The sequence below is a fragment of the Enterococcus eurekensis genome (assembly GCF_042654605.1).
GTDB lineage: Bacteria > Bacillota > Bacilli > Lactobacillales > Enterococcaceae > Enterococcus_I > Enterococcus_I eurekensis.
Window position 1 is genome coordinate 1 of the sequence record NZ_JBHSGT010000025.1, and the last position, 23,438, is coordinate 23,438.

Genomic DNA, 23,438 nt, shown 5'->3' on the forward strand with positions numbered 1-23,438 from the left:
TAATGAAAATATTTTTATTTAGTTTTCAAGGAGCTTTATTTGCTTCTAAATATATAATACGAGGAGGAGAAGAAATGGAGGAACGCACTTTTTTATTAGCGAACCAAGCCCATGTTTTTTCCTTAATGAAAAAAAATGTTGAGCATGAGCGAATCGCTCATGCTTATCTTTTTGAAGGAGATACAGGGACAGGAAAACATCAAATGAGTCTTTGGCTAGCAAAACGTTTATTTTGTTTAGCTGTTAAAGACAATGACTGTTGCAATGAATGCGTGAACTGTAAGCGAATTGCGACTAATGAGCATCCAAACGTTCAAATAATTGAACCAGACGGACAATCGATTAAAGTTGATCAAATTCGCCAATTACAAAAAGAGTTTGCCAAAAAAGGTTTTGAAAAAGGCCGTCAAATTTTTATCATTCGTCAAGCTGACACGATGAATGTTAGTGCAGCCAATAGTCTCTTGAAATTTTTAGAAGAGCCAGAAGGTGAAATGTTAGCCATTTTGGAAGTTGAAAGTCTCGGGAGGGTCTTACCAACGATTCAGTCAAGGTGTCAAATTATTCATTTTATCCCATTAAATAAAAAGGAATTGTCAAAAAAAATCCAAGAATCGGGAATCTCTGAGAAAACTGCTCATCTCCTTGCAAGCCTTACAAATAGTTACGATAAAGCAGTTGAAATCTCACAAAATGAATGGTTTAATGGTGCTAAGGATGTTATTGAAAAGTGGTTTCTTTATTTAAATAAAAAGGATCCACAAGCATTTATCTATGTTCAAAAAAATTTATTAAGCATCGCAAAAGAAAAATCACAACAACAAATGATTTTAGCGATTCTTTTGTACTATTTTCAATTAGAAAGAGATCAAATGTTACAACATCAAGTATCGGGAAGCCGTTTAAATGCAAATATTGAAAGGATTCTACAGAGCCAGCAAAAATTAGCGGCGAATGTCCCTTTTCAAGGAGTCGCAGAACAGCTTGCTTTACGTATACTTTTTAAGTAAGAGCTACAAGGAAGAGGAGGACAACCCATGGTTGAAGTAATAGGCGTGCGTTATCGTCGTGCGGGACATATATATTATTTTTCTCCAGGTCAGACGAAATTTGCGTATGATGATTACGTATTAGTTGAGTCTCAACAAGCAAAATATATGGCCCAAGTTGCGATACCTAATAAAGAAATGGCCGCAGAGGATCTCCCAGAAGATTTAAAACCGGTCTTACACCGAGCAACAGAAGCAGAAATTTTACAAGATCAACGCAACAAAGCAGATGCGAAAGAAGCGTTGATGCTTGCGAAAGAAAAAATTAGAAAACATGAACTACAAATGAAATTAGTTGATGTAGAATATACTTTTGACCGTAGTAAAATGATTTTTCAATTTACAGCAGATGGTCGCATTGATTTTCGTGAATTAGTTAAAGATTTAGCCGGAGTATTTCGGACGCGGATTGAGTTACGCCAAATTGGCGTGCGCGATGAAGCGAAAATTTTAGGTGGAATCGGTCCTTGCGGGCGTCAGTTGTGCTGTTCAACTTTCCTTGGTGATTTTGTTCCTGTCTCGATTAAAATGGCCAAAGATCAAGGTTTATCATTGAATCCAACTAAGATTTCAGGACTATGTGGACGCTTAATGTGTTGTTTAAAATACGAAAATGATGAATATGAAGCAGCGAAAAAAGAACTACCTGATTATGGAACGGAAGTCATTACCCCAGATGGCAAAGGCCGTGTTGTTGGGCTGAATTTATTGAGTCGCGTCTTAAAAGTTCGCTTAGTTGGTAGAGCAGTCGCGGTTGATTATGATGCAGAAGAAGTTCAAAAAGTTCAAAAAGCAGCTAAAGCAGGTGGTAAACATGTCGATGGATAAACGTTCGCTTTATGACGGTCTCGATGAATTTGAAGGTGAATTACAAGGTTTACTTAAAAAATTAGCTGAAATGAAGTCGTCGTTACAAGAAGTTGTAGAAAAAAATACAACTTTAGAACTGGAAAATCAACGCTTACGTGAGCATTTGAGAGAGTTAAATCAGTCTTCTCAAAGTACAGGTGGTAAAATTAAACAAGAATTGTCACAATCGCGTTTAAATTTGGAAAAAATTTACGAAGAGGGTTTTCATGTCTGCTATGACCTATACGGCTCAAGACGCGAAAATGATGAACCATGTGCTTTTTGTTTAGAAGTTATCTATCGCGAAAGCGGCCTAGCATAAAAGGTGCAATAAAATCTGCTTTGCTTCGAGTAATTGGAAGGAAATTTGAACAATCGACGGTTTATTCGATTGGAAGATTTTCTGAAATTACTGAGAAGCAGGATTTAATTGCCCGTTCAATTCAGGTGCGAGAAGTGGTGTGTTGACCTTCGAAACTGGAGAGGAAGCCACTCAATCGGCATTTTCGATTGATGGATTGCTTGAAGTTTCGTAAAGGTCAGCCGCTTCAAACCCGTTCAATCCAGGTGCAATAAAATCCGCTTTGCTTTGAGTAATTGGAAGGAAATTTGAACAATCGATGGTTTATTCGATTGGAATATTTTCTGAAATAATCGAAGAAGAGGGTTGGAGTGCCTAAAAAATCAGATATAAAAAAAGGGGCGTGGCGGATGCTATCGTCCCTTTTTAAGAGGTGAAAAAGATGGATATTCAAATGAGTTTTAAAGGTGTCGAATCGGGGATTTTATACTTAGTACCGACACCGATTGGTAACTTAGAAGATATGACGTTTCGTAGTGTTAGGATATTAAAAGAAGTTGATTTGATTGCAAGTGAGGATACGCGTAATACACAAAAATTATTGAATCATTTTGAAATTACGACACCGCAACGAAGCTTTCACGAACACAATTACAAAGAACGGATTCCACAATTAATTGAATTGCTGCAAGAAGGGACGTCAATTGCTCAAGTGAGTGATGCGGGAATGCCTTCAATTAGCGATCCTGGACATGAGTTGGTCGTGGCTTGTATTGCAGCCAAAATTAAAGTTGTGGCTCTACCTGGACCGACAGCGGGTTTGACAGCTTTAATCGCATCTGGTTTAACGCCACAACCCAATTACTTCTATGGATTTTTACCACGTAAGAAAAAAGAGCAACTAGAAGTCTTGAACCAGTTTAAGCAAGAAAAAGCGACAGTCATTTATTATGAATCGCCACATCGTATTCAAAAAACGGTTCAAGTTATGATGGAAGTTTTTGGTGAAACACGTCAAGCAGTTGTTTGTCGCGAGCTAACCAAGCTTCATGAAGAGTATTTAAGAGGGACTCTTGGAGAATTGAATGCCTACTTAAAGGAACACACGATTAAAGGTGAATGTTGCTTGATGGTAGAAGGTGCAACGGAAATTGTTGAGGAAATGATTGATACTCGTAGTTTGAAAGAACAAGTTGAAGCGTTAATCGCTCAAGGCTTAAAACCCAATGATAGTATTAAAGAAGTTGCTAAACGTAATCAATTGAAGAAACAGGCCGTGTATAATGAATACCATGAAATAGATTAAAATCGGGCATAGCTTCATTGATTATTGTGAAAAGTTAAAATAGTGATTTGAGTCGGTCGAGATTTTTTCTCTACCGATTTTTTTATAGTGGATACTTTTTTATTCATCGACTAAGACTCAACTTGGGATTCTTTATATTGCATGAGAACGTTTGTTTGTATTATAATAGTGCTGAGGTGAGGTAAATGGAGCTAGCATTTCCTTTGAAAAATGATTTATCCCGAAAAATAATACATATTGATATGGATGCTTTTTTTGCCTCGGTTGAAGAAAGAGATAATCCCGAGCTTGCGACTAAGCCTTTAGTCATTGCACGTCATCCAAATGATACAAAGGGGCGAGGGGTTGTAACAACCGCAAATTATATTGCTCGCCAGTATGGGATTCACTCAGCGATGAGTTCACAAAAAGCCTATGAATTGTGTCCACATGCGGTATTTTTACCAGGAAGTTATGAGAAGTATCGGACAATTTCAGATGCAGTTCGTGAAATTTTTCAGCGTTATACGGATTTAATTGAACCTGTTTCGATTGATGAAGCGTATCTCGATGTGACGGTCAATAAAATTAATAGTACTTCAGCAATTAAAGTTGCTAAACTCATTCAGCAAGATATTTGGCGAGAATTACACTTAACGTGTTCAGCTGGTGTCAGTTATAATAAATTTTTAGCAAAACTTGCTTCAGATTTTCAAAAACCAAAAGGCTTAACGGTCGTTACACCAGAAGATGCCCATGATTTTCTGATGCCGTTAGCAATCGAGAAGTTTCATGGGATTGGGAAAAAAACGGTGCCGATTATGCATGAACTGGGGATTTTTACAGGTGCTGATTTGTACGAAATGAAAGAAATGGATATGATTCGTCAATTTGGTAAGCGAGGTTACTCGCTTTATCGCAAGGTTCGAGGAATTCATAATGCACCTGTCGTAACAACAAGGGAACGAAAATCAATTGGAAAAGAGCATACGTATGGAACCGCTCTAGTTACGGAAGAAGCTGTGTTACGACAATTACGTCAATTATCAGAAGAAGTTGAACGTGCGCTTTCCCGTCATCAAAAACATGGACAGACAATTGTCTTAAAAGTACGGTATGATGATTTTCAAACCATTACCAAGCGTGTAACATTACGTGACTATATTCGTTATAAAGAAGATATTTTTTCACAGATTACGTTAATTTGGGAAAATTTAGCCAGTTCTGATAAGGGAATCCGTTTATTAGGTATTACTTTGACAAATCTTGATCCAGTAACCTATGAAAATATCGTGTTACCATTATGGGAAAAGTAAGTTTAGTGATATTTAAAATAAGACAAAGAAATCCCGAGCAAATGATTTAATATTTGCTCGAGATTTTTGGTTTAAATGGATTTTTTTATTTGTTCAAATTTTTGTTCGCCGTCGACGCATTTATCCCAAACAATCGCTTGTTTTGCTACGAGAGATTTTTTGACATCGATAATGCGTTGGTTGCTACTGCCTCGAAATTGCAAGTTTAGATTTTTCTTACTTAGCTCAAAGCGACCATCAACTAAAATATCAATTTTACTAAGTAATTCAAGTTTATCTTCGGTTTCTAAGAGTAATTCTTCAAAAGTATAACCCGACCAACTCCAAATGTCTTTTGTATCCCCAAATATTGCATGAACTTGATCGACAATTCGTAAACAAACTTCTGTATTTAAAAATGGTTCGCCACCTAATAAAGTTAAACCTTGGACAAAAGGATGGGCGAGGTCTTCGATAATTTTGTTTTCGAGTTCTTGGGAATAGGGAACACCATAGCGAAAATTTTGAACGGCCTTATTAAAGCAGCCTTCGCAAGCGAAAAGGCACCCACTGACATACAAACTATTTCGCACACCTTCGCCATCAACGAAGTTAAAAGCTTTATAGTCGGCGACATGATTTTGGCTATAGTTTTTTGCAGACCATTCTTTTGGTTTTGGGTTTCTCACTTGGAATCGCTCCTTTTATTTCATATGTTTAACACGGGCAGAAATTTCTTTATGACGTCCATGGACCATTGGACGAGCTTGTGGATTGCCTAAGTAACCACAAGTACGTTTAACAACGTCGCAAGTTTTAGGATCATTGTTGCCGCATTGTGGACATTCAAATCCACGCTCGGTTGGATTGAAATCACCTTCGTATCCACATTCATAACAGTGGTCAATCGGTGTATTTGTACCTAAGTAACCGACACGGTCATAAGAATAATCCCAGACAGCTTCAAGAGCTTTCGGGTTTTGTTGTAGAACAGGGTACTCACAATAGTGAATAAAACCACCAGAGCAATACTCAGGGTAATCTTTTTCGAAATCAAGTTTTTCGAATGGTGTTGGATTTTTACGAACATCATAATGGAAACTATTTGTGTAATAATCTTTATCGGTAATATTTTCGACAATACCGAATTTTTCTGTATCTAAACGGCAGAAGCGGTCGGTTAAACTTTCACTTGGTGTTGAGTAAACGCTAAAGTGGTAACCATATTCATTTGACCAATCATCAACGTGCGCTTTTAAAGTTTTTAAGATAGATAAAGTAAAGTCTTTGGCTGTGGGATTATTTTCCCATGCACCGCCAAAGAAAGCTGCAGCAACTTCATAAAGACCGATATAGCCAAGCGAAATTGTTGCCCGACGATTATTAAACAATCGGTCAACTTCTTCGTTACGTTTTAAACGTTCACCAAAGGCACCATACATATACAAAATTGGAGCATTCGCTGGACTAGCTTCCTTACAGCGATTGATCCGGTAAACGAGGGCGTCTTTGACAATGCTTAAGCGTTCTTCTAAAAGGCTCCAAAACCGCTCTGGATTTCCATTTGACTCTAAAGCAACACGCGGTAAATTTAATGTGACAACACCTAAGTTCATACGTCCAACGTTGACTTCTTTGCCATTTGCATCTTTCCAGCCTTGTAGGAACGAGCGACAACCCATTGGTGTTTTAAAACTACCTGTCAATTCAACGATTTTATCGTAGTTCAAGACATCGGGATACATCCGTTTTGTTGCGCATTCTAATGCCAATTGTTTAATATCGTAGTTTGGATCTTCCGGATTGGCATTAACGCCACGTTTCATTGAGAAGATTAATTTAGGGAAAATCGCTGTGCGACCTTCTTTACCGAGACCTTTAATCCGATTTTGTAAGATTGCACGTTGAATTTCACGTTCAAACCAATTTGTACCTAATCCAAAACCAAGGGAGGTAAAGGGAGTTTGACCATTAGACGTGAATAAGGTATTGATTTCATATTCTAAGCTTTGCATTGCATCATAAATATTTTTACGTGTTTGCATGTAAGCATATTCTTCTTGACGTTTAGCACCTTCAATCCACTCTTTAGCATCAGCTAAATGTTTTTCAAAATTCAATTTAGCAAAAGGAGCTAAGAGTTCATCAATCCGATCAGCGGAACAACCACCGTATTGACTAGAAGCGACGTTAGCGATGATCTGTGAAATTTGAGCCGTTGCTGTTTGAATTGATTTTGGTGACTCAACATCGGCATTACCAATTTTAAATCCATTATTTAACATGCTATTGAAATCAATTAAGCAACAATTTGTCATTGGTGCGTATGGATGGTAATCTAAGTCATGGTAATGAATGTCACCTTTTTGATGAGCATTAGCAACATGAGGCGGTAACATTTTAAGACCAATTGATTTTCCGACAATACCAGCAGTCAAATCGCGTTGTGTATTAAAGACATCGCTATCTTTATTGGCGTTTTCATTGACGATTTGTTGGTCCTTACTCATTAGTTTTTCGATTGTAAAATTAATATCGGTTGCTTTACTTCTTTCAAAGTCACGACGTGTACGGTAATGAATGTATTGTTCCGCTAAAGCATACTCACTATTTTCAAGCAAAATATGTTCGACAATATTTTGGATTTCATAGATTTTAATATTTTCAGTAAAACGGTGGACGATTTCTAAATCAATTTTTTCAACCATTTTTAAAATTTGTTCATGATCAAGGGGCGAAAGCTCACCAGAAATTTGTTTTTTTGCTTTGACAAGGGCATCATAAATTTTTTGATCATCAAAATCGACTGAACGGCCATCACGCTTGATAATTTTCATACTTGATAGGCTAGGATGGAACGAAACAATTTGTTCACTTTTTCTCTTTGTGTTCATCATTATTACCAACTCCTTAAATTCTTCTTATTTATCATAATCTAAAATAAGAGGAGAAGCAACTATATATAGTGTCTTTTCCAAGTCTTTAAAAAGACTTGGCACTATATGTAGTGTTTATGCAATGTTGATTAATAATAGAAGTCAATGAAAATAAGCTTTTATCGTCGTTTTCAATTACACAAAGTGAATATAAAATCTTTGTGATGAATAATTTAAACAAGAAACCCCAAATTCAAGAGAACTAGTGCTATAATTAAGAAGTAGATGATAATAAAGGAGTGTTCAAACGAATGTTAGAAAAGAAAGATGAACAACTATTAATTGACTTGACTTCCGCTCGTGGAGTTCCAGGAAATGAAGAAGAGGTTCGTGAAGTATTTAAATCCTACGCTAAAGATTTTGCTGAAGATATTTTCTTTGATGGCTTAGGAAGTGTTATTGCAAAACATTCAGGTGTTAACGGTGGCGGTCCAAAAATTCTAATTTCAGGCCATATGGATGAAGTTGGTTTTATGGTTACTAAAATCAGTGAAAAAGGTTTTATTGAATTTCAAACGCTAGGCGGTTGGTGGGGACAAGTAATGTTGGCTCAACAAGTTGAAATTAAAACACAAGCTGGCAAAATTATTCATGGGGTAATTGGGTCAAAACCACCACACGTTTTAACACCAGACGCGCGTACAAAACCATATGATGTGAAAGATATGTTTATTGATATCGGTGCTTCAAGTGAAGAAGAAGCGAAAGGCTGGGGAATCCGCCCAGGTGATATGATTACACCATATATTGAATATAAACGCATGAATGATAGTAAATTCTTATTAGCGAAAGCTTGGGATAACCGTGTAGGTACGGCTGTTTCTTTACGTGTATTAGAAAACTTAGCGAACCAAGGACACGAAAACTGCTTATTTGCAGGAAGTAATGTAATGGAAGAAGTTGGTTTACGTGGTGCGCGTACAAGTACACATTTAGTCAACCCAGATATCGCCATTGCGTTAGATACTGGTACGGCAGGTGATACACCAGGAATGACACCAAAAGAAGCAGATTCAGTTTTAGGTAAAGGACCACAAGTCTTAATCTTTGATGCTTCAATGATTCCACATAAAAAATTATTAAACTTTGTTATTAACGTAGCAGAAGAATTAGAAATTCCATTCCAATATACGGTAATTGGTGGTGGAGGAACGGACGCTGGACAAATGCATTTAACACGTAATGGTGTTCCTTCAATTGCGATTACGGTTCCTGTTCGTTACTTACATTCTCATACTTCAGTTATTCATGAAGATGATTACTTAAATACAGTTAAATTAGTAACAGAAGTTGTTCGTCGTTTAGATGATGCAGCTGTTAAAGAACTTTTAAGCTACTAATTGTTATAAAAAAGAGGTTACCATTCAACTTGGTGACCTCTTTTTTGAATATAAATGATTATTTCTGTTCGGAAATAAAAAACAACGTTCTAGCAATTTATCTGCGTTTTTTCCATTGCTGATAAAAATCGAGACTCAGAAACAGCACGCCGTAAATAGGAATTGCAATGAGTAAGATTGTCAGAAAATCACGTGTTGCAGCATAAGAGAAAGTATTCCAGCCTTTAATACAAAACGTAGCGATAATATAAGAAATAGGAGTGAGTAAAAGGTAGCGAATAAGCCTTTGACCTTTTTTTAATTTATTAGCAATGAACAATAAAACCAAGAAGAGAGCGGTTAATAACAGGGCAAGACGAACGTAGCCACCAAGAAGTAACCTTGGAAGAGTTATCATACCACCGTTTCCAGCTAAATCTTTTCCGTAAAGTAATTGATTTTCTGTCTGGTTAGCAGAAACATAATAAATACTTATAATGTTTTCATTGTCTGGATTCAACAGCAGTGTTTCGACGGGCTTATTATTTGCAAGCTGATTCCAAACAGAGTCCCAAGTGCTTATATAGTAAATAAAACTTAGACCATCTTCAGCAAGCTCTTTTTCAACTTGGTAATTAGCGACCTGTTGATTGAAATTGACAGTCAATTCACTATTAGCTCTTTCAACAATAGTTACGCTGTCCTTTGAATAGGAAAGGTAGCTTGGTTTTGTTAAGTAATTAATTCCTGTTATTGAAATAATAAGTGTGAGCAGGATTGAAAAAATTACGGCTTTAAATTTGTCTTTAAAGAGTTTTTCTTTTACTAATTTTAAGCCATTACTATTAATATCCAGTGGGATTTCATCCTCGTTTTGCATCACAGCAAGCTCTTGCTGGCAATCAGAACAGTCTTTTAGATGACTTTCGATTAGTTTTCGACTTTCATCACTCACGATATCTTCAGCGTACAAAGGTATAATATCCTGAATGACTTCACATTCAATCTTCATTCTTAATTCTCCATTTCTCTTTGATTTTTTTTCGAGCACGATGATACGTGACACAAGCCCAATTTTCATTTTTTTGAAAAAGTAAACCAATTTGTTTAAAACTCAACTCTCCAAAAGTCCGTAAGTTAAAGACTTCCTTATAAGGATCGTTTAGTTCGTGAATCAATTGGTGGATTTCCATCGAAGCTTCTTTTGACTCGAGTGTTTGCTCAATATTAAATGTATGCTTACTTTCTTGAACTTGTTCAACGACAATGATTTTTTTATTTTTACGCAAATAGGAAAAATAACTATTTTTCGCAATTTGACATAACCATACGCGAATATCACAATTGCCTTTAAAAGAGTCAATCGATTGCAAGGCTTTCAAAAACGTTTCGGATGTGATATCTTCGGCAATGCGATCATCGCCAGATAAACTTTTGACATACAAATAGACATCACGAAAATAATCTTTGTATAATTCTTCAAAATCGGTCACTTTTTCACCTCCTACATATAAGACGCCTGTGGTTCGATTATCTTACAAAAAAGCAATAATTATTTTAAATAAAATGTTTCTATGAAGATGAACTAAAAATAGTTAACTAGATTTCGTGAAACCAAAAAATAAACGAATGTTATTTTTCTCATTTCTTTCAAAATATGATACTCTATGTTTGGAGGTGGAATCAATGAAGATTACAACATTAGGTTGCCTGGGAGCCTATCCGTATAATGGTCAAGGTACGACAAGTTTTTTAATTGAGTCAGATGACTATCACTTACTAATCGACGCAGGAAGTGGCACACTATTAGAATTAGAAAAAGTACTCGATCCACTAGCTTTGAACGCAGTGATTATTAGTCACTATCATCACGATCATATCGCTGATTTAGGTGTATTACAATATTATTGGCAATTGTATCCTAAAACAGAGGAACGAGAGCTATTACCAATTTATGGTCACGGCGAAGATTCGATTGCTTTTGAGCGTCTAACACTACCAAATGTTTCACAGGGGTTTGACTATCTACAAGAAAAAAGCCTTGAAATCGGGCCTTTTTCGATTACATTTATGAAAACAATTCATCCAGTTATTTGTTATGCGATGCGAATTGTGGAAAAGTCGACCGGAAAAGTTTTTGTCTTTACTGGGGATTCTGGGTATTTAGAAAGCTTTATTGATTTTACGCAAGATGCCGATTTATTTTTGGCCGATACGTATTTGTTTGCCGGCAATGAAAAACATTTTGCTCATTTTACCTCGAAAGAAGCGGGAGAAATTGCTAAATCGGCCAACGTAAAACACTTAGTACTAACCCATTTACCTCAACACGGCGATTTAGAGCAACTACAAAAACAAGCACAAGACGCAGCTGGCGATACGGTTGAAGTATCATTAGCGGCTGTTGGAAAAGTATTTAAAATTTAGGAGGATGTCCCAATGATTTTTGTTCCAAATACCATTCACGATCCAAAAATAAACTTAGCTATTGAAACATTTTTACTACAAGAAATGAAAATTGATGAGCCGATTTTACTATTTTATATTAATGAGCCATCAATCATTATTGGCCGAAATCAAAATACGATTGAAGAAATCAACCAAGATTACGTTGAAGAAAAAGGGATTCATGTTGTCCGTCGTTTAAGTGGCGGTGGAGCGGTTTACCACGACTTTGGGAATTTAAACTTCAGTTTTATCATGCCAGATGATGGCAATTCATTCCGAGACTTTGCTAAAGTTACAAAACCGATTATTCAAGCATTGCATGAGTTAGGTGTGACAGGTGCGGAATTAAAAGGACGTAACGATTTAGTAATTGGCGATAAGAAGTTCTCAGGAAATGCGATGTATGCAACAAATGGTCGAATGTTTGCTCATGGAACAATTATGTTTGATAGTGAGATTGATGAAGTTGTTAATGCACTAAAAGTCCGTGCAGATAAGATTGCTTCGAAAGGGATTAAATCAATCCGTTCGCGTGTAACAAATATCAAACCATTCTTAGATGAAAATCATAAATCGATGAATACTGATGATTTTGCACAAGCGATTTTGTTTAAAATTTTCGGTGTGGATTCAATGGCTGAAATTAAAACGTATACCTTAACCGAAGATGATTGGAAAAAGGTTCATGAAATTTCGGATAAGTATTATGCTAACTGGGAATGGAACTATGGAAAATCACCTAAGTTTGAGTTGGAACGTCGTAAACGATTCCCAATTGGTTCTGTAGAAATGAAATTAAACGTCCAAAAAGGCGCTATTTCAGAAATTCGGATCCACGGAGACTTCTTCGGATTAGGTGAAATTAAAGACGTTGAAGATCAACTAACTGGTGTAAAATACGAAAAAGATGCATTAAAAGCCGCAATCGATAAAATCGACATTGGCAAATATTTTGGAAATATCACAGCAGATGATTTAGTAGAGTTAATTTATTAAATGGATTACTGGATAGCTCTTTTATCCTAAAATATTCATCAAAAAGCTTCAAGAACGTTCGTCTACCAACGAATGGGTTTGAAGCTTTTTTCATTGTTACTCATTTTGTGAAAATGAGAGTTGACAGAATACAGACTTAAGACCGATTTTTTCAAAAAACAATTGTGATAGATTAGTAAACAGTCAATGGATAATTTAAGGAGGACAATCACAGTGAAACAAGTAGTAGAAGTTAAAGAAATTACAAAAATATACGGTAAAAAGAATGAAAAACAATATGCCGCCTTAAAAGGAGTATCATTTTCGGTTGAAGAAGGTGAATTTGTAGGGATTATGGGGCCTTCTGGATCAGGTAAAACAACGTTATTAAACATGCTATCGGCTCTCGATCAACCAACAAAAGGGACTGTTTCGATTGGAGGACAAAGTTTATTAGGGATGAAAGAAACGCAATTAGCCGATTTTCGAGGAAAAAATATCGGCTTTATTTTTCAGGATTTTAATTTATTAGAGAATTTAACGATGTATCAAAATATTGCCCTACCGTTATCGTTACAAGGAGTAAGTACAAAAATAATTGATAATAAAGTTGCAGAAATCGCTAAAGTCTTAGGCATTGAAGCCATTCTTGAAAAATATCCGACGGAAGTTTCTGGGGGACAAAAACAACGTGTTGCAGCAGCTAGAGGATTAATTCATCAGCCCCAATTATTGTTGGGAGATGAGCCGACAGGAGCCTTAGATTCAAAAAATGCAAAAAATTTACTTGAAGCACTCCGTCAATTAAATGAAGAGCATCAACGCACTATCTTAATGGTGACACATGACCCGATGAGTGCTAGTTATTGCAAACGTATTTTATTTATTCAAGATGGTGAAATTTATCGCGAAATTACACGTGAAGGTAGCCAACGTGCTTTTTATCAAGAAATTCTGAGCATTTTATCCCATGCGGATTTTGAAGAAAGTCAGGTGTAGATTAATGACTTTCAAATTAGCTTTAATGAACATCAAAAAGCGAGCAATGGATTATATTGTTTTGCTAATGGGATTAGTGATTGCCGTTGCTACTTTTTATGTTTTTCAAACATTATCACTAAATAAAGGATTTTTAGAAGAGATGATTCCAAGTCTTGCGATGATTGGGATGATTTTCCAATTAGGGGCCGTTTTATTAGGAATGATTACGATTGTCTATTTATTTTATGCCAACTCGTTTTTACTTGCGATGCGTCAAAAAGAGTACGGGATGTATTTGATGTTGGGCGCTAAAAAAAATAAAATTCGCCAAATGATGACGATTGAACTTTTTAGTTTAGGAAGTCTATCGGTCCTTTTAGGAATCATCGGTGGAATGCTTTTCGGACAAGTTGCAACGGGTTCTTTAATGTCTAAAATGGGCTTAACAAGTAACTCATACCAAGCTTTCTCACCATTGGCAATTCTTGTGACTGTTATCTTTTTTGCTATTTTATTTTTATTAGCTGCTATCTTTAATGGGATGAAGTTTACGAGAACACCTTTGTTAGTACTTTTAAAAGAAAATGAAGTCGGTGAAAGGTCTCAAAAGAAACCGCATTTTACTTTCTTTTTAACACTTTTTTCATTAGTACTTTTAGGAATCGGCTATTACTCTTTATGGCATTTAGAAACCATTGGCTTTAAAGGTCTGGTGATTGCCTTATTTACCATCACCTTTGGTACGTTTTTCTTTTTTAAAGCCTTATTACCTTTTGTTGTCAATCGCCTAAAAAACCAAAAAAGCTTTTCAAATAAAAATTTAAGAATGTTTACTTTGTCTCAATTGAGTTTTAAAGCAAGTGCTTTAAGTCGTGTACTAGGAATGGTAGCAATGCTATTTGCTCTTTCTTTAGGTGCAATTAGTGTCGGGAATGGCTTTAATAGTTATAAAGAGGCATTGTTAAAACAATTTCCTTATGATGTGTTGCTTCATAATCCCAAAGCCGAGTCACTGAAGGAAGTCGATAAGTTAACGATTAAGCAACAACAAATTTATCAGATGAAACAAGTCGACAATCAAAAGTATTTTGTTGAAAGTGAATTACAAGAATCCCCAATTATGATTCAAGAAGGTTTTGGTTTTGAAGGAAAATTGAAGCCTTATGATAAATTAAAAGCGGGCGATCACTTTTCATTTGAGGAAGATAGTCAATTAAATTTCCAAATAATGATGGCTTTTCAACGGTTGGAAAATCCGTATGTTAGCTATCAAGAGAATCCTCATTATTTCATTGTCGATCAAGCAACATTTGATCAAATTGATGCGAAAAAACAGGAAATTTACACGTATCAATTAGAAAACTTTACAGAATCAATCGATACTTTGGAAAAAATCGATCAAATTGAAAATGGTCAAGTTGCCGATCCAGGCACGATTGGATCGAAGGTGAGTTCTTATTTGATGATTGACCAATTTGTTAGTGGTTTTGTCTTTATGGGGATGTTACTAGGAATTGCCTTTTTAGCGATGCTTGCAAGTTGTTTAATGTTTAAAGTATTATCAGGAGCTTATCAAGATGTTGCTCGCTATAAAATGCTTCATAAAATAGGGGTTCAGAAAAAAGATTTAACGCGTTCAATCGCACAAGAAATTTTTGTAATCTTTTTAGTTCCAGGGATACTAGGTACGATTCATGTCTTGTTTGGCTTAAAGATGTTTGAATTACTCATTCCAGAGCCTTACGCGTACATCATGATTCCTTTTGCCGTATTTGCAATCTTGTACTTAGCTTACTATTTTGTGACTGTCGTGTTGTATCGTAAAATAGTTTTACCTAAATAAAAAATCTCAAAGGGTTATGACAAAAGTCATGGCTCTTTGAGATTTTTTTAAGGCATTGATCACGTCATTAAAATAACCTTGATATAACGGGATCTAAGAAGCAGCGACTCGTCCCTAAACGCTTCATATATCACATTGGTTAGACGGGATTTCTAGAGCTGTCACTCGGTGATAAGCTAACTTCCACTAAAAATGAAAGAGTCATTTTCTTGGAGATTATTCTTATCATTCGTTCCTAGACGCCACTAAAATCACCTTGATTAATAGGCGCGGGCGATCCATAGGGTATGTTTTGCGGGTTCGCCTGTAATTAAGTCGGTTGCTTTTTCCATTGGGACTTCAAATGGAATATTACGAGTTGTGAAGCCTGTTTCTTCTTTAATTTTAGCTTCGGTTTCGTCTGTTCCATCCCAACCGATTAGAACAAATCCTGTTGGTTTATCTGCTTTTTTACACTCTTCGATATGTGCTTTTAATTCATCAAGTGTGTTGATGTGGAAGTGCTCGTTTTCTTTATTACGTGCTTTGGCAGAAGCAAGTAGACGAGGAGTCATTTCTGCGAGTTGTGTTTGAATCGTTGCGATTAAATCATCAAAGGCAACTTTTTCTTTATCCGCTAAATCACGAACTTTTAACATCACGTGACCATTTTCTAAATCGCGTGGGCCGCATTCGATACGAATACATGCCCCTTTTAATTCCCACTCGTTAAATTTGTAACCTGGTGAATTATCAGAATCATCTAGGCGTACTCGAATCCCTAATTTTTTCAATTCAGCATAAATTTCGTCTAATTTTTCCATGATGGCTGGATTTTTCTTCCAAGGACCAACAGGCATTAAGACTACTTGATGCGCAGCAACGGTTGGAGGTAGGACAAGTCCGTTTTCGTCACCATGCGTCATAATTAATGAACCAAGTAAACGAGTTGAAACACCCCAAGAAGTCGTATGGGCATGGACGTGTTTGTTTTCTTTATTTAAGTAAGTAATATCAAACGCTTCAGCAAATTTTGTTCCCATGTAATGAGAAGTACCGGCTTGAACCGCTTTTCCATCTTGCATCATCGCTTCGATTGAATACGTATCAACCGCTCCAGCAAAGCGCTCAGAAGGTGTTTTTTGACCTTTGTAAACAGGAATGGCTAAGAATTCTTCACATAGACGAGCGTATTCATCTAAAATATTCAATGTACGTTGACGAGCGTCTTCTTCATCTACGTGAGCTGTATGTCCTTCTTGCCATAAAAATTCAGACGTACGTAAGAACGGTAATGTTTTTTTCTCCCAACGGAATACGTTAGCCCATTGATTAATTTCGTATGGTAAATCACGGTAAGAGTTAATCCAATCAGAAAAAGCAGAACCAATCATTGTTTCTGAAGTTGGGCGTAATGCCAACGGTTCTTCTAATTTTTCATCTCCAACTTCCGTTACCCATGGTAATTCAGGGGCGAAACCTTCGATGTGATCGGCTTCTTTCATGAAGAAGCTTTTTGGAATTAACATTGGGAAGTAGGCATTACGAATCCCTTCGCTACGTAAAAATTTATTGAATTCTTCTTGGATATGTTCCCACAATTCAAAACCATCGGGACGGAAAATAATCGAGCCACGGACAGGGGAATAAGACATTAATTCAGCTTTTTGAACGGTTTGTAAGTACCATTCGGTAAAATCGTTTTTTTGTTCAACCATTGATTGAATCCTCCTTAATAAAATAAAAAAAGCACTCCATCCTTCTTATTAAAAGGACGAAATACTTGAATTTCGCGGTACCACCTTGATTGAGTCAGACTATTTCTAACTCCACTTGAATAAAGTTTAAGGGCTTTAACCCGATTGTTTTCACAATCATTCTCTTTGGTAGGTTCATAAAAAAATAGTGGTGTCCTTCTTACAGCCAAGGAGGGACTCTCTTGAACATATCTTTCATTACTATTCCAAATGCTACCCTTATACTAATCAGAATTTCAGAAAAAAGCAAGTAAAGTTTTTTTAGATTGCAAGAAAAGCCGGAACTTCGTATAATAACAAACAGTGAGAAAGAACTGGAGGAATCTAGATGCGAAATGAAATGATGCATCGTCCCGTTGTAAAACCAGAATTAGTGGCTTATTTACGGGAAGAACAAAAGCAAGTCCCAGGAGAACTAGGACAAATTCAAAAAGAAGCAAATGAGCGTGGCGTGCCAATTATCCCACATGAAACCGTTGTTTTTATGCAATTTTTATTAGGACAAATCAAACCGAAAAAGATCTTAGAAATTGGCACAGCAATTGGTTTTTCATCAAGTCTAATGGCACAATATGCAGGAGATGATGCGCACGTTACAACGATTGACCGTTTTGATGTGATGATTCGTCATGCGAAAGAAACGTATAAACGTTTAGGCAATGAAGAGCAAATTACTTTATTAGAAGGTCAAGCAGCAGATATTTTTCCCACATTAACAGGTCCATATGATTTTATTTTTATGGACAGTGCAAAATCCAAGTACATCGAATTTTTACCGGAGTGTCTGCGTCTCTTGAAAAAAGGTGGCGTGTTAATGGTTGACGATATTTTCCAAGCAGGAACAGTCCTCGATCCGATTGAAGAAATTCCTCGCAGCCAAAGAACAATTCATCGTAAACTCAAGCGTTTCTTAAAAGTGATTAATACCCATCCAGATTTAACAACAAGTTTGGTTCCATTAGGTGATGGCGTTGCTTTGATTACTAAAGAAGCTGATGAAGTGATTATTGTCGAAGAAGACTAAAGAACTGGGGATTTTTTCAAAAAGAAGAATTACCCAAAGATAATAAAATAACAAAGTGAAAATCTTGTTGCGTTAGGGCATAATCTATGATAAACTGATTTTCGTTGGTAATTTATTTGCTAACGAAAATTACTATTGTACCAGTAGCTCAGCCGGATAGAGCATTCGCCTTCTAAGCGAACGGTCGGGGGTTCGAATCCCTCCTGGTACGTCATTAAACCCTTTGAAATTAATTTTTCAAAGGGTTTTTAATTTATTTGTGCCATTTTTTTAATAATAAATAATTGATAACAGTGAATATCAAAAAACATCTTGATTAGTTGATAATCTAATAGAGGAAAAAATAAGTTTGAATCTGATATCGGATTGTTTAGGCTTTCCTTTTAGATCGTTTTTTTACGTATTGTCTAAGAAGTTTTATACTAGAAACTATTTAAATATCAGATAGAGAACGAATCCATTTGGGACATTTTTCATTTGTTGTTCTCGATTAGTGGACATGTAACTTATCCCATCATTTCTTATAACAAGAATATCATAGGTCGTATTGGGTTCGATGCTATAAGTATTTTCTGAAAAAAAGGTCTGTGAATTAGTCATTTCATAAATGCCGTATGTGTATGAGAGTAAATCTGTATTCTTAATTCCGTAGTCTTTGAGATTGATTTGGTTAGTCCCAGAAGCGCCATTAACCTCTAAATGATAGGAAAGGATAAATTCTTCTTCGGTTTTATTTCCCATACCGTAAGCTAAAGAACCACGAATCTCACTTTTTTTTGACTCTGAGTCATAAGAGGCAATTGGACCGATTTGTTTGCTGCTGACTTTCTTTCCATCTTGATAATGTTCAAACCACAGTTCGACGTGCTTTCCATAATAGTTAAAATCATAGGAACTAGACAAATTAAATATGAGATTATTAAATGCCGAATTGGTTTGATTCCATCTTAGATGATTATCTGGTAAGCCAGCAATTTTATTATCGGAAAAAGGGCCGATATTAAAGTAGTTTAACAATAATGTACTGCTGATAGTCAGAGTTAGTAGGATCAAAACCAACGGAGAAAAAATAGTTTGTATTCGTTTCTTTCTTTTTGATTTTTTGATTAGTTTGAGTAGGTCTTGATCGTTTTGATTATTATCCATTTTATTCACCTTTTTCCATTTCTATTTTTAATGCTTTTCTTGCGCGATAAAGTTCAGTCTTTAAACTAGCAACTGGGCGATTTAAGCGAAAGCCCATTTCGGCTAGAGATAAATTTTCATCGTATTTCATTAATAATAAAATGCATTGATCGAAAGAGAGTTTTCCCCAAGCTTGATAAAAATCCTCATATTTTTCGACTGAGCTGTTCGCTAAAAGTGTGGGAGCGAAAGCTTCGAGAATTTGCTCGCGTCTTTTCGTTGTGCGATACAAGTCGAGGTATTTATTAAAACCAATGCGAAACATCCATGGCTGCAATGCATCGGGCTCAATCACGTCTTCAATTTCTAAGATTTTAATCAAAGTGTCTTGTGTGATATCTTGTGCATCACTTCGTGTGGCGCCGCGTTTGATTAAATAGCCAATCAGACGTTTAGAGATAGTCAATAAGTAAGATTCATCGTAGCGAAGTTTCAAGGGAAGTCCTCCTTTCATTAAGATAACGAGTGAGAAGTAAAAAAGTGAACAAACTAAGTAAAAAAAGTTATTATTTATAAAAGTGTAGCATAAAGTATCGAACAAATCTTGGTTGTCTGGTGAACGAGTAATCTTGAATCAGAAACAGCAGAGAAGGAATAGGATATGATTTGTTTAAGTTAAATAAAACGGAATCGCTAAAAACGCACGAGCTTTATCTGTGCATTTTTATTGTTTTCAGAAAAATAAAAGTGTAATACAGAAATTATTTCATTTTTTTCTCATTTAGTTTTCATTAATAATAAAAGCAAATCAAATATTGAGTAAAAAATACTTTAAAATAAAAAGTAAGATAATTAATTTTATGTAATTTTTACTTAAAAAGGTCAAACGATTATGGTATATGACTTTGTTTGATTACGCAAAAAATAATAAAGTTAAGATTATTAAAAAGGTCGAAAAAACCTAAAATGACGCGGTTTTTTCTTTAAATTAGAATTGAAAAATATCACCTAAAGTTATCTTGACGCTTAAAAAACACTATGCTAGATTTAGAACGGTCAGCGCCAGTATGTTTTTAAAAATAACAAATGGTAAAAGGGCGTTAAGAGAAACCGAGGGGGATATATCGTGGAAATTCATCTAGTTGGATTAGGTAAAATGGGCTTCAACATCGCAGCAAACTTGTTAGAAGGTGGTCACTCAGTCAAAGCTTTTGATAAGAATGAGGACTTAGCATCAAGCTTGGAAGAAAAAGGTGGTATCTTTTTTCATTCTGTTTCAGAATTATTAGCGAGAACTTCTGACAAAGAAGAACAAAAAATTGTGTGGTTGATGTTACCAGCAGGTGATATTACAAATACTGTAATGAACGAATGTCTAGAATTACTAAATCCAGGCGATATTTTAATCGACGGTGGAAATTCAAAATATACAGATAGTAAAAAAAATAATGAGAAATTTGCGGCTAAAGGGATTACTTTCTTTGATGTTGGGACTTCAGGTGGGGTCTCAGGTGCTCGAAACGGTGCTTGTATGATGATTGGTGGCGAAAGAGCGATATTCCAAACAATTGAACCGATTTTTGCCAGTCTATGTGTGGAAAATGGCTATTTATTCTGCGGAGAAGCAGGAAGTGGCCATTATTTAAAAATGATCCATAACGGGATTGAATATGGTATGATGCAAGCAATAGGTGAAGGATTTAACATTTTACATCATTCAGAGTACGATTATGATTTAGAACGTGTTGCTAAAGTTTTCAATAATGGTTCAGTTATTCGCAGTTGGTTAATGGAATTGACTGAAAACTTACTTTCTGAAGATGCAAAATTAACAGATATTGAAGGTGTCGTTGCTTCTTCTGGTGAAGGAAAATGGACGGTGGAAGAAATTTTACGTTTGGAATTATCTGCACCGGTTATTACCCAATCATTATTAACAAGATATTCAAGTAAAGATGAAGAAAAATATGGTGAAAAAGTGATTGCATCGCTAAGAAACCAATTCGGTGGGCATGCAATGACCAAAAAAGGAGAGTAATTCATGTCGTCGATTCTGGGAATTGATATTGGAACAACCGCGATTAAATTCAATTTATTTTCAAAAGAGGATTATTTGATTTTGTGTTCAAAGAAGTATCTGGTACCAATGAAAGAATCGAGTCATGAATATAGTACCCAAGATCCACAAGTCATTCTAGCGTTAGTATTGAAAGGAATTCAAGCAATTGCAAATGACTATTTGATTGATGAAATCGTCTTTAGTACGGCAATGCATAGTCTAATTCCAATTATCAATGGTGAAGTTGGGGAAATGTATTTGTGGTCGGATAAACGAGCGCAAGCAACGATTGCCGAGTTTAAAGTATTGCATCCAAGCCGAGCTAAGCATTTTTATGAAGTGACAGGGACTCCGATTCATGCGATGTCCCCGTTTGCTAAGCTTCTTTATTTTAAAGCATGCGAACCTGAATTTTTTGAAGCGGTCGATCAATGGATCGATTTAAAATCCTTTTTGTTGAACTTTTTTACAGGGGAATATGTGGTGGATTATTCTATTGCTTCAGCAACAGGCTTGTTCAATACATTAACGTTTGAATGGGACCAAGAAATTTTATCCTTCTTAAAAGTGAGAAAAAGCCAGTTGCCACGAGCAGTCGATACAAATACAGCTTTTTTAATTAGCCAAGAGATTCTTAAGAAATTGAACATACCAACAAAAATCCAGCTATATGTAGGTGCCAGTGATGGGACCTTAGCGAGCTATGCGAGTTTAGTTGGAACAAGTCGGAAGATTAGTTTGACGGTCGGAACAAGTGGAGCGCTTCGTACGATTTCTTCTGAGAGGAAAATCTCGCAAACCCAAAGGACGTTTTGTTATTATTTGGCAGAAAATCAATGGGTAATTGGTGGGGCATCGAATAATGGTGGTCGAACACTCGAATGGGCAAATGAATTGTTTTATGAACAACCGGCAAGAATTTTTGAAGAAATACCAAATTGTCTCATGAACAGTCCGATTGGTGCAAAAGGCCTTGTCTTTTTACCGTACATCAATGGTGAACGAGCACCGCTTTGGGATGAGTCTGTCCATGGTGTTTTTAATGGCGTAACCCTTGGCCATAACCGCCAAGATTTTATTCGAGCAATTTGTGAAGGAATTTTATTCAACTTAAAAGTTATCTATAATGATTTTGCTCTGCAAGAAAAAGTGAGCATTGCGCTATCCGGTGGTTTCTTTAGTATAGCTGGTATGGCGGAAGAGGCAGCGGCGATTTTTGGTGCTGAATGTGTCCAAAGTGATTATACAGAGCCCGCTTTTGGTGCGGTCGCGCTAGTTGCAGAATCGTTAGCTAGTTTTAATCAAACGGCTTTAGCAGTTGTTCCGATTGATTCACTAAAAGAAATTAGCTATCAACAAAGTTTTACTCATTTTAGCCAGATCTTGCAAAAAGAACGAAATTAATTAAGGAAAAGCTAAGTTACAGTTATTGTATCTTGGCTTTTTTTAATGCATTTTTTAAGTGAAGTCGCTATAATTAATTTGATAATATTTGTGTATTCGTTGACAGAAAGCTTGATATTATAGTGATGCAAGGCATGCTTGCGACGAATAAAATCCTATGGTAAGAGAAGCTTGCTTGTTCTTTTAGGTCGCTCAAACTAAAATCGATTTTGTCAGGGAGGAGAGAAGGAATGGATTTCAATGAACAACTAAAAACATTGCGTAAAGAGCGAGGGTTAACTCAAGAGCAATTAGCCCAAGAGTTAAATGTTTCACGTCAGGCGATTTCAAATTGGGAAAATAATAAAAATTTACCTGACTTAGAAATGGTCGTGACGATTTCTAAGCTCTTCAATCTTTCTTTAGACGAATTAATTTTAGGAGGAAACGAAATGACAAATATGGCAGAAAAGCTCATTCATGATGGTAGTGAGACACGACGAGCAAAAATGAACCTGATTTCAATAAGTATTGGCGCACTATTATTACTTATGGGAATTGGTTGTCTTGTAATTAAAAGTCTGTCGGTTGAATATATCGATGCTCAAGGGTTTTTACATGAAAACTTTTTTCTGTTACCGATTGGTTTTTTATTAATTTTTAGTGGATTACTGATATTTGTAATTATCGGATTTAAAAATCTCGTAGTGAAGTATAGAGTAAAAGAATAATGAGAAAGTATTTGTAGCCAGTTATGGCTCCAAGTACTTTTTTTGTGAAATGATGAAAATTTTGATTAATTATTAAAAACAGATGATAAGTATTGAATA

At 35.9% G+C, this 23,438-nt stretch carries 21 protein-coding genes, 1 tRNA gene and 1 other annotated feature; of the genes, 15 read left to right on the plus strand and 7 right to left on the minus strand.

Annotated elements, in window-relative coordinates; genetic code table 11:
- The first annotated feature begins 74 nt into the window (after window positions 1–74).
- The 5 genes from holB (at window position 75) to dinB (ending at window position 4,800) form a co-directional block, all read left to right on the plus strand.
- Entirely contained in the window at window positions 75–1,010 is a 936-nt protein-coding gene (gene holB / locus ACFO3L_RS04275) for a DNA polymerase III subunit delta' (protein WP_379964194.1), read from the plus strand.
- 27 nt (window positions 1,011–1,037) lie between these two features.
- Entirely contained in the window at window positions 1,038–1,877 is an 840-nt protein-coding gene (locus ACFO3L_RS04280) for a PSP1 domain-containing protein (RefSeq protein ID WP_379964196.1), read from the plus strand.
- On the plus strand, window positions 1,870–2,220 hold the full coding sequence (locus tag ACFO3L_RS04285; RefSeq protein ID WP_379964198.1) for a DNA replication initiation control protein YabA: 351 nt from the start codon (window positions 1,870–1,872) through the stop codon (window positions 2,218–2,220). Before ACFO3L_RS04280 ends, ACFO3L_RS04285 begins: the two co-directional genes overlap by 8 nt.
- Window positions 2,221–2,641: 421 nt before the next feature.
- Window positions 2,642–3,505: a 16S rRNA (cytidine(1402)-2'-O)-methyltransferase gene (gene rsmI / locus ACFO3L_RS04290; RefSeq protein WP_379964200.1), complete on the plus strand. Its 864-nt coding sequence runs from the start codon at window positions 2,642–2,644 to the stop codon at window positions 3,503–3,505.
- 185 nt (window positions 3,506–3,690) lie between these two features.
- Entirely contained in the window at window positions 3,691–4,800 is a 1,110-nt protein-coding gene (dinB, locus tag ACFO3L_RS04295; protein ID WP_379964202.1) for a DNA polymerase IV, read from the plus strand.
- A 71-nt stretch (window positions 4,801–4,871) separates the two neighbouring features.
- On the opposite strand, the gene nrdG is transcribed toward dinB, so the two are convergent.
- The gene (gene nrdG / locus ACFO3L_RS04300; protein WP_379964204.1) at window positions 4,872–5,468 is read right to left on the minus strand and encodes an anaerobic ribonucleoside-triphosphate reductase activating protein; all 597 of its coding nucleotides are present in this window, start codon (window positions 5,466–5,468) and stop codon (window positions 4,872–4,874) included.
- Window positions 5,469–5,483: 15 nt separating this feature from the next.
- Window positions 5,484–7,676 (minus strand): anaerobic ribonucleoside-triphosphate reductase, encoded by a 2,193-nt coding sequence (gene nrdD / locus ACFO3L_RS04305; protein WP_379964206.1) that lies wholly within the window; start codon window positions 7,674–7,676, stop codon window positions 5,484–5,486.
- A 290-nt stretch (window positions 7,677–7,966) separates the two neighbouring features.
- On the opposite strand from nrdD, the gene ACFO3L_RS04310 reads away from it, so the two are divergent.
- Window positions 7,967–9,055: a M42 family metallopeptidase gene (locus ACFO3L_RS04310; RefSeq protein WP_379964208.1), complete on the plus strand. Its 1,089-nt coding sequence runs from the start codon at window positions 7,967–7,969 to the stop codon at window positions 9,053–9,055.
- A 97-nt stretch (window positions 9,056–9,152) separates the two neighbouring features.
- Here ACFO3L_RS04310 and ACFO3L_RS04315 read toward each other — a convergent pair whose 3' ends face one another.
- Window positions 9,153–10,046 carry a zf-HC2 domain-containing protein gene (locus tag ACFO3L_RS04315; RefSeq protein WP_379964210.1) on the minus strand — a complete coding sequence of 298 codons (894 nt, stop codon included), beginning with the start codon at window positions 10,044–10,046 and terminating at the stop codon, window positions 9,153–9,155.
- Complete coding sequence (locus tag ACFO3L_RS04320; protein ID WP_379964212.1) at window positions 10,036–10,527, minus strand: RNA polymerase sigma factor; 492 nt, start codon at window positions 10,525–10,527, stop codon at window positions 10,036–10,038. The genes ACFO3L_RS04315 and ACFO3L_RS04320 overlap by 11 nt, the downstream gene beginning before the upstream one ends.
- 193 nt (window positions 10,528–10,720) lie before the next feature.
- Here ACFO3L_RS04320 and ACFO3L_RS04325 point away from each other — a divergent pair, with 193 nt between their 5' ends.
- From ACFO3L_RS04325 to ACFO3L_RS04340, 4 genes are all read left to right on the plus strand, one after another.
- The gene (locus tag ACFO3L_RS04325) at window positions 10,721–11,461 is read left to right on the plus strand and encodes an MBL fold metallo-hydrolase (protein WP_379964214.1); all 741 of its coding nucleotides are present in this window, start codon (window positions 10,721–10,723) and stop codon (window positions 11,459–11,461) included.
- Window positions 11,462–11,473: 12 nt separating this feature from the next.
- Window positions 11,474–12,478: a lipoate--protein ligase gene (locus ACFO3L_RS04330; RefSeq protein WP_379964216.1), complete on the plus strand. Its 1,005-nt coding sequence runs from the start codon at window positions 11,474–11,476 to the stop codon at window positions 12,476–12,478.
- Between the two features lie 213 nt (window positions 12,479–12,691).
- Window positions 12,692–13,456, plus strand: coding sequence for an ABC transporter ATP-binding protein (locus ACFO3L_RS04335; RefSeq protein WP_379964218.1), 765 nt, complete (start codon window positions 12,692–12,694; stop codon window positions 13,454–13,456).
- 4 nt (window positions 13,457–13,460) lie between these two features.
- On the plus strand, window positions 13,461–15,281 hold the full coding sequence (locus tag ACFO3L_RS04340; protein WP_379964220.1) for an FtsX-like permease family protein: 1,821 nt from the start codon (window positions 13,461–13,463) through the stop codon (window positions 15,279–15,281).
- Between the two features lie 260 nt (window positions 15,282–15,541).
- On the opposite strand, the gene proS is transcribed toward ACFO3L_RS04340, so the two are convergent.
- Window positions 15,542–16,978: a proline--tRNA ligase gene (gene proS, locus ACFO3L_RS04345; RefSeq protein ID WP_379964222.1), complete on the minus strand. Its 1,437-nt coding sequence runs from the start codon at window positions 16,976–16,978 to the stop codon at window positions 15,542–15,544.
- A 49-nt stretch (window positions 16,979–17,027) separates the two neighbouring features.
- Window positions 17,028–17,240 (minus strand) — a binding site (T-box leader).
- A gap of 105 nt (window positions 17,241–17,345) precedes the next feature.
- On the opposite strand from proS, the gene ACFO3L_RS04350 reads away from it, so the two are divergent.
- Complete coding sequence (locus tag ACFO3L_RS04350) at window positions 17,346–18,041, plus strand: O-methyltransferase (protein WP_379964224.1); 696 nt, start codon at window positions 17,346–17,348, stop codon at window positions 18,039–18,041.
- Window positions 18,042–18,178: 137 nt separating this feature from the next.
- A tRNA-Arg gene (locus ACFO3L_RS04355) sits at window positions 18,179–18,252 on the plus strand.
- Window positions 18,253–18,470: 218 nt separating this feature from the next.
- Here the strand turns inward: ACFO3L_RS04355 and ACFO3L_RS04360 are convergent.
- Window positions 18,471–19,187, minus strand: a complete 717-nt coding sequence (locus tag ACFO3L_RS04360; RefSeq protein ID WP_379964226.1) for a hypothetical protein — start codon at window positions 19,185–19,187, stop codon at window positions 18,471–18,473.
- 1 nt (window position 19,188) lies between these two features.
- Entirely contained in the window at window positions 19,189–19,662 is a 474-nt protein-coding gene (locus tag ACFO3L_RS04365) for an RNA polymerase sigma factor (protein ID WP_379964228.1), read from the minus strand.
- Between the two features lie 630 nt (window positions 19,663–20,292).
- Here ACFO3L_RS04365 and gnd point away from each other — a divergent pair.
- From gnd to ACFO3L_RS04380, 3 genes are all read left to right on the plus strand, one after another.
- On the plus strand, window positions 20,293–21,204 hold the full coding sequence (gene gnd, locus ACFO3L_RS04370) for a phosphogluconate dehydrogenase (NAD(+)-dependent, decarboxylating) (protein ID WP_379964230.1): 912 nt from the start codon (window positions 20,293–20,295) through the stop codon (window positions 21,202–21,204).
- A gap of 3 nt (window positions 21,205–21,207) precedes the next feature.
- A complete protein-coding gene (locus ACFO3L_RS04375) occupies window positions 21,208–22,629 on the plus strand; it encodes a gluconokinase (RefSeq protein ID WP_379964232.1) in 1,422 nt (473 codons plus the stop codon).
- Between the two features lie 230 nt (window positions 22,630–22,859).
- Window positions 22,860–23,339, plus strand: coding sequence for a helix-turn-helix domain-containing protein (locus ACFO3L_RS04380; RefSeq protein ID WP_379964234.1), 480 nt, complete (start codon window positions 22,860–22,862; stop codon window positions 23,337–23,339).
- Window positions 23,340–23,438: the final 99 nt, after the last annotated feature.

Coding starts and splice junctions, on each gene's coding strand:
- holB (WP_379964194.1), top strand. CDS start 75: ATGGAGGAACGCACTTTTTTATTAGCGAACCAAGCCCATGTTTTTTCC.
- ACFO3L_RS04280 (WP_379964196.1), top strand. CDS start 1,038: ATGGTTGAAGTAATAGGCGTGCGTTATCGTCGTGCGGGACATATATAT.
- ACFO3L_RS04285 (WP_379964198.1), top strand. CDS start 1,870: ATGGATAAACGTTCGCTTTATGACGGTCTCGATGAATTTGAAGGTGAA.
- rsmI (WP_379964200.1), top strand. CDS start 2,642: ATGGATATTCAAATGAGTTTTAAAGGTGTCGAATCGGGGATTTTATAC.
- dinB (WP_379964202.1), top strand. CDS start 3,691: ATGGAGCTAGCATTTCCTTTGAAAAATGATTTATCCCGAAAAATAATA.
- nrdD (WP_379964206.1), bottom strand. CDS start 7,676: ATGATGAACACAAAGAGAAAAAGTGAACAAATTGTTTCGTTCCATCCT.
- ACFO3L_RS04310 (WP_379964208.1), top strand. CDS start 7,967: ATGTTAGAAAAGAAAGATGAACAACTATTAATTGACTTGACTTCCGCT.
- ACFO3L_RS04315 (WP_379964210.1), bottom strand. CDS start 10,046: ATGAAGATTGAATGTGAAGTCATTCAGGATATTATACCTTTGTACGCT.
- ACFO3L_RS04325 (WP_379964214.1), top strand. CDS start 10,721: ATGAAGATTACAACATTAGGTTGCCTGGGAGCCTATCCGTATAATGGT.
- ACFO3L_RS04330 (WP_379964216.1), top strand. CDS start 11,474: ATGATTTTTGTTCCAAATACCATTCACGATCCAAAAATAAACTTAGCT.
- ACFO3L_RS04340 (WP_379964220.1), top strand. CDS start 13,461: ATGACTTTCAAATTAGCTTTAATGAACATCAAAAAGCGAGCAATGGAT.
- proS (WP_379964222.1), bottom strand. CDS start 16,978: ATGGTTGAACAAAAAAACGATTTTACCGAATGGTACTTACAAACCGTT.
- ACFO3L_RS04350 (WP_379964224.1), top strand. CDS start 17,346: ATGCGAAATGAAATGATGCATCGTCCCGTTGTAAAACCAGAATTAGTG.
- ACFO3L_RS04360 (WP_379964226.1), bottom strand. CDS start 19,187: ATGGATAATAATCAAAACGATCAAGACCTACTCAAACTAATCAAAAAA.
- ACFO3L_RS04375 (WP_379964232.1), top strand. CDS start 21,208: ATGTCGTCGATTCTGGGAATTGATATTGGAACAACCGCGATTAAATTC.
- ACFO3L_RS04380 (WP_379964234.1), top strand. CDS start 22,860: ATGGATTTCAATGAACAACTAAAAACATTGCGTAAAGAGCGAGGGTTA.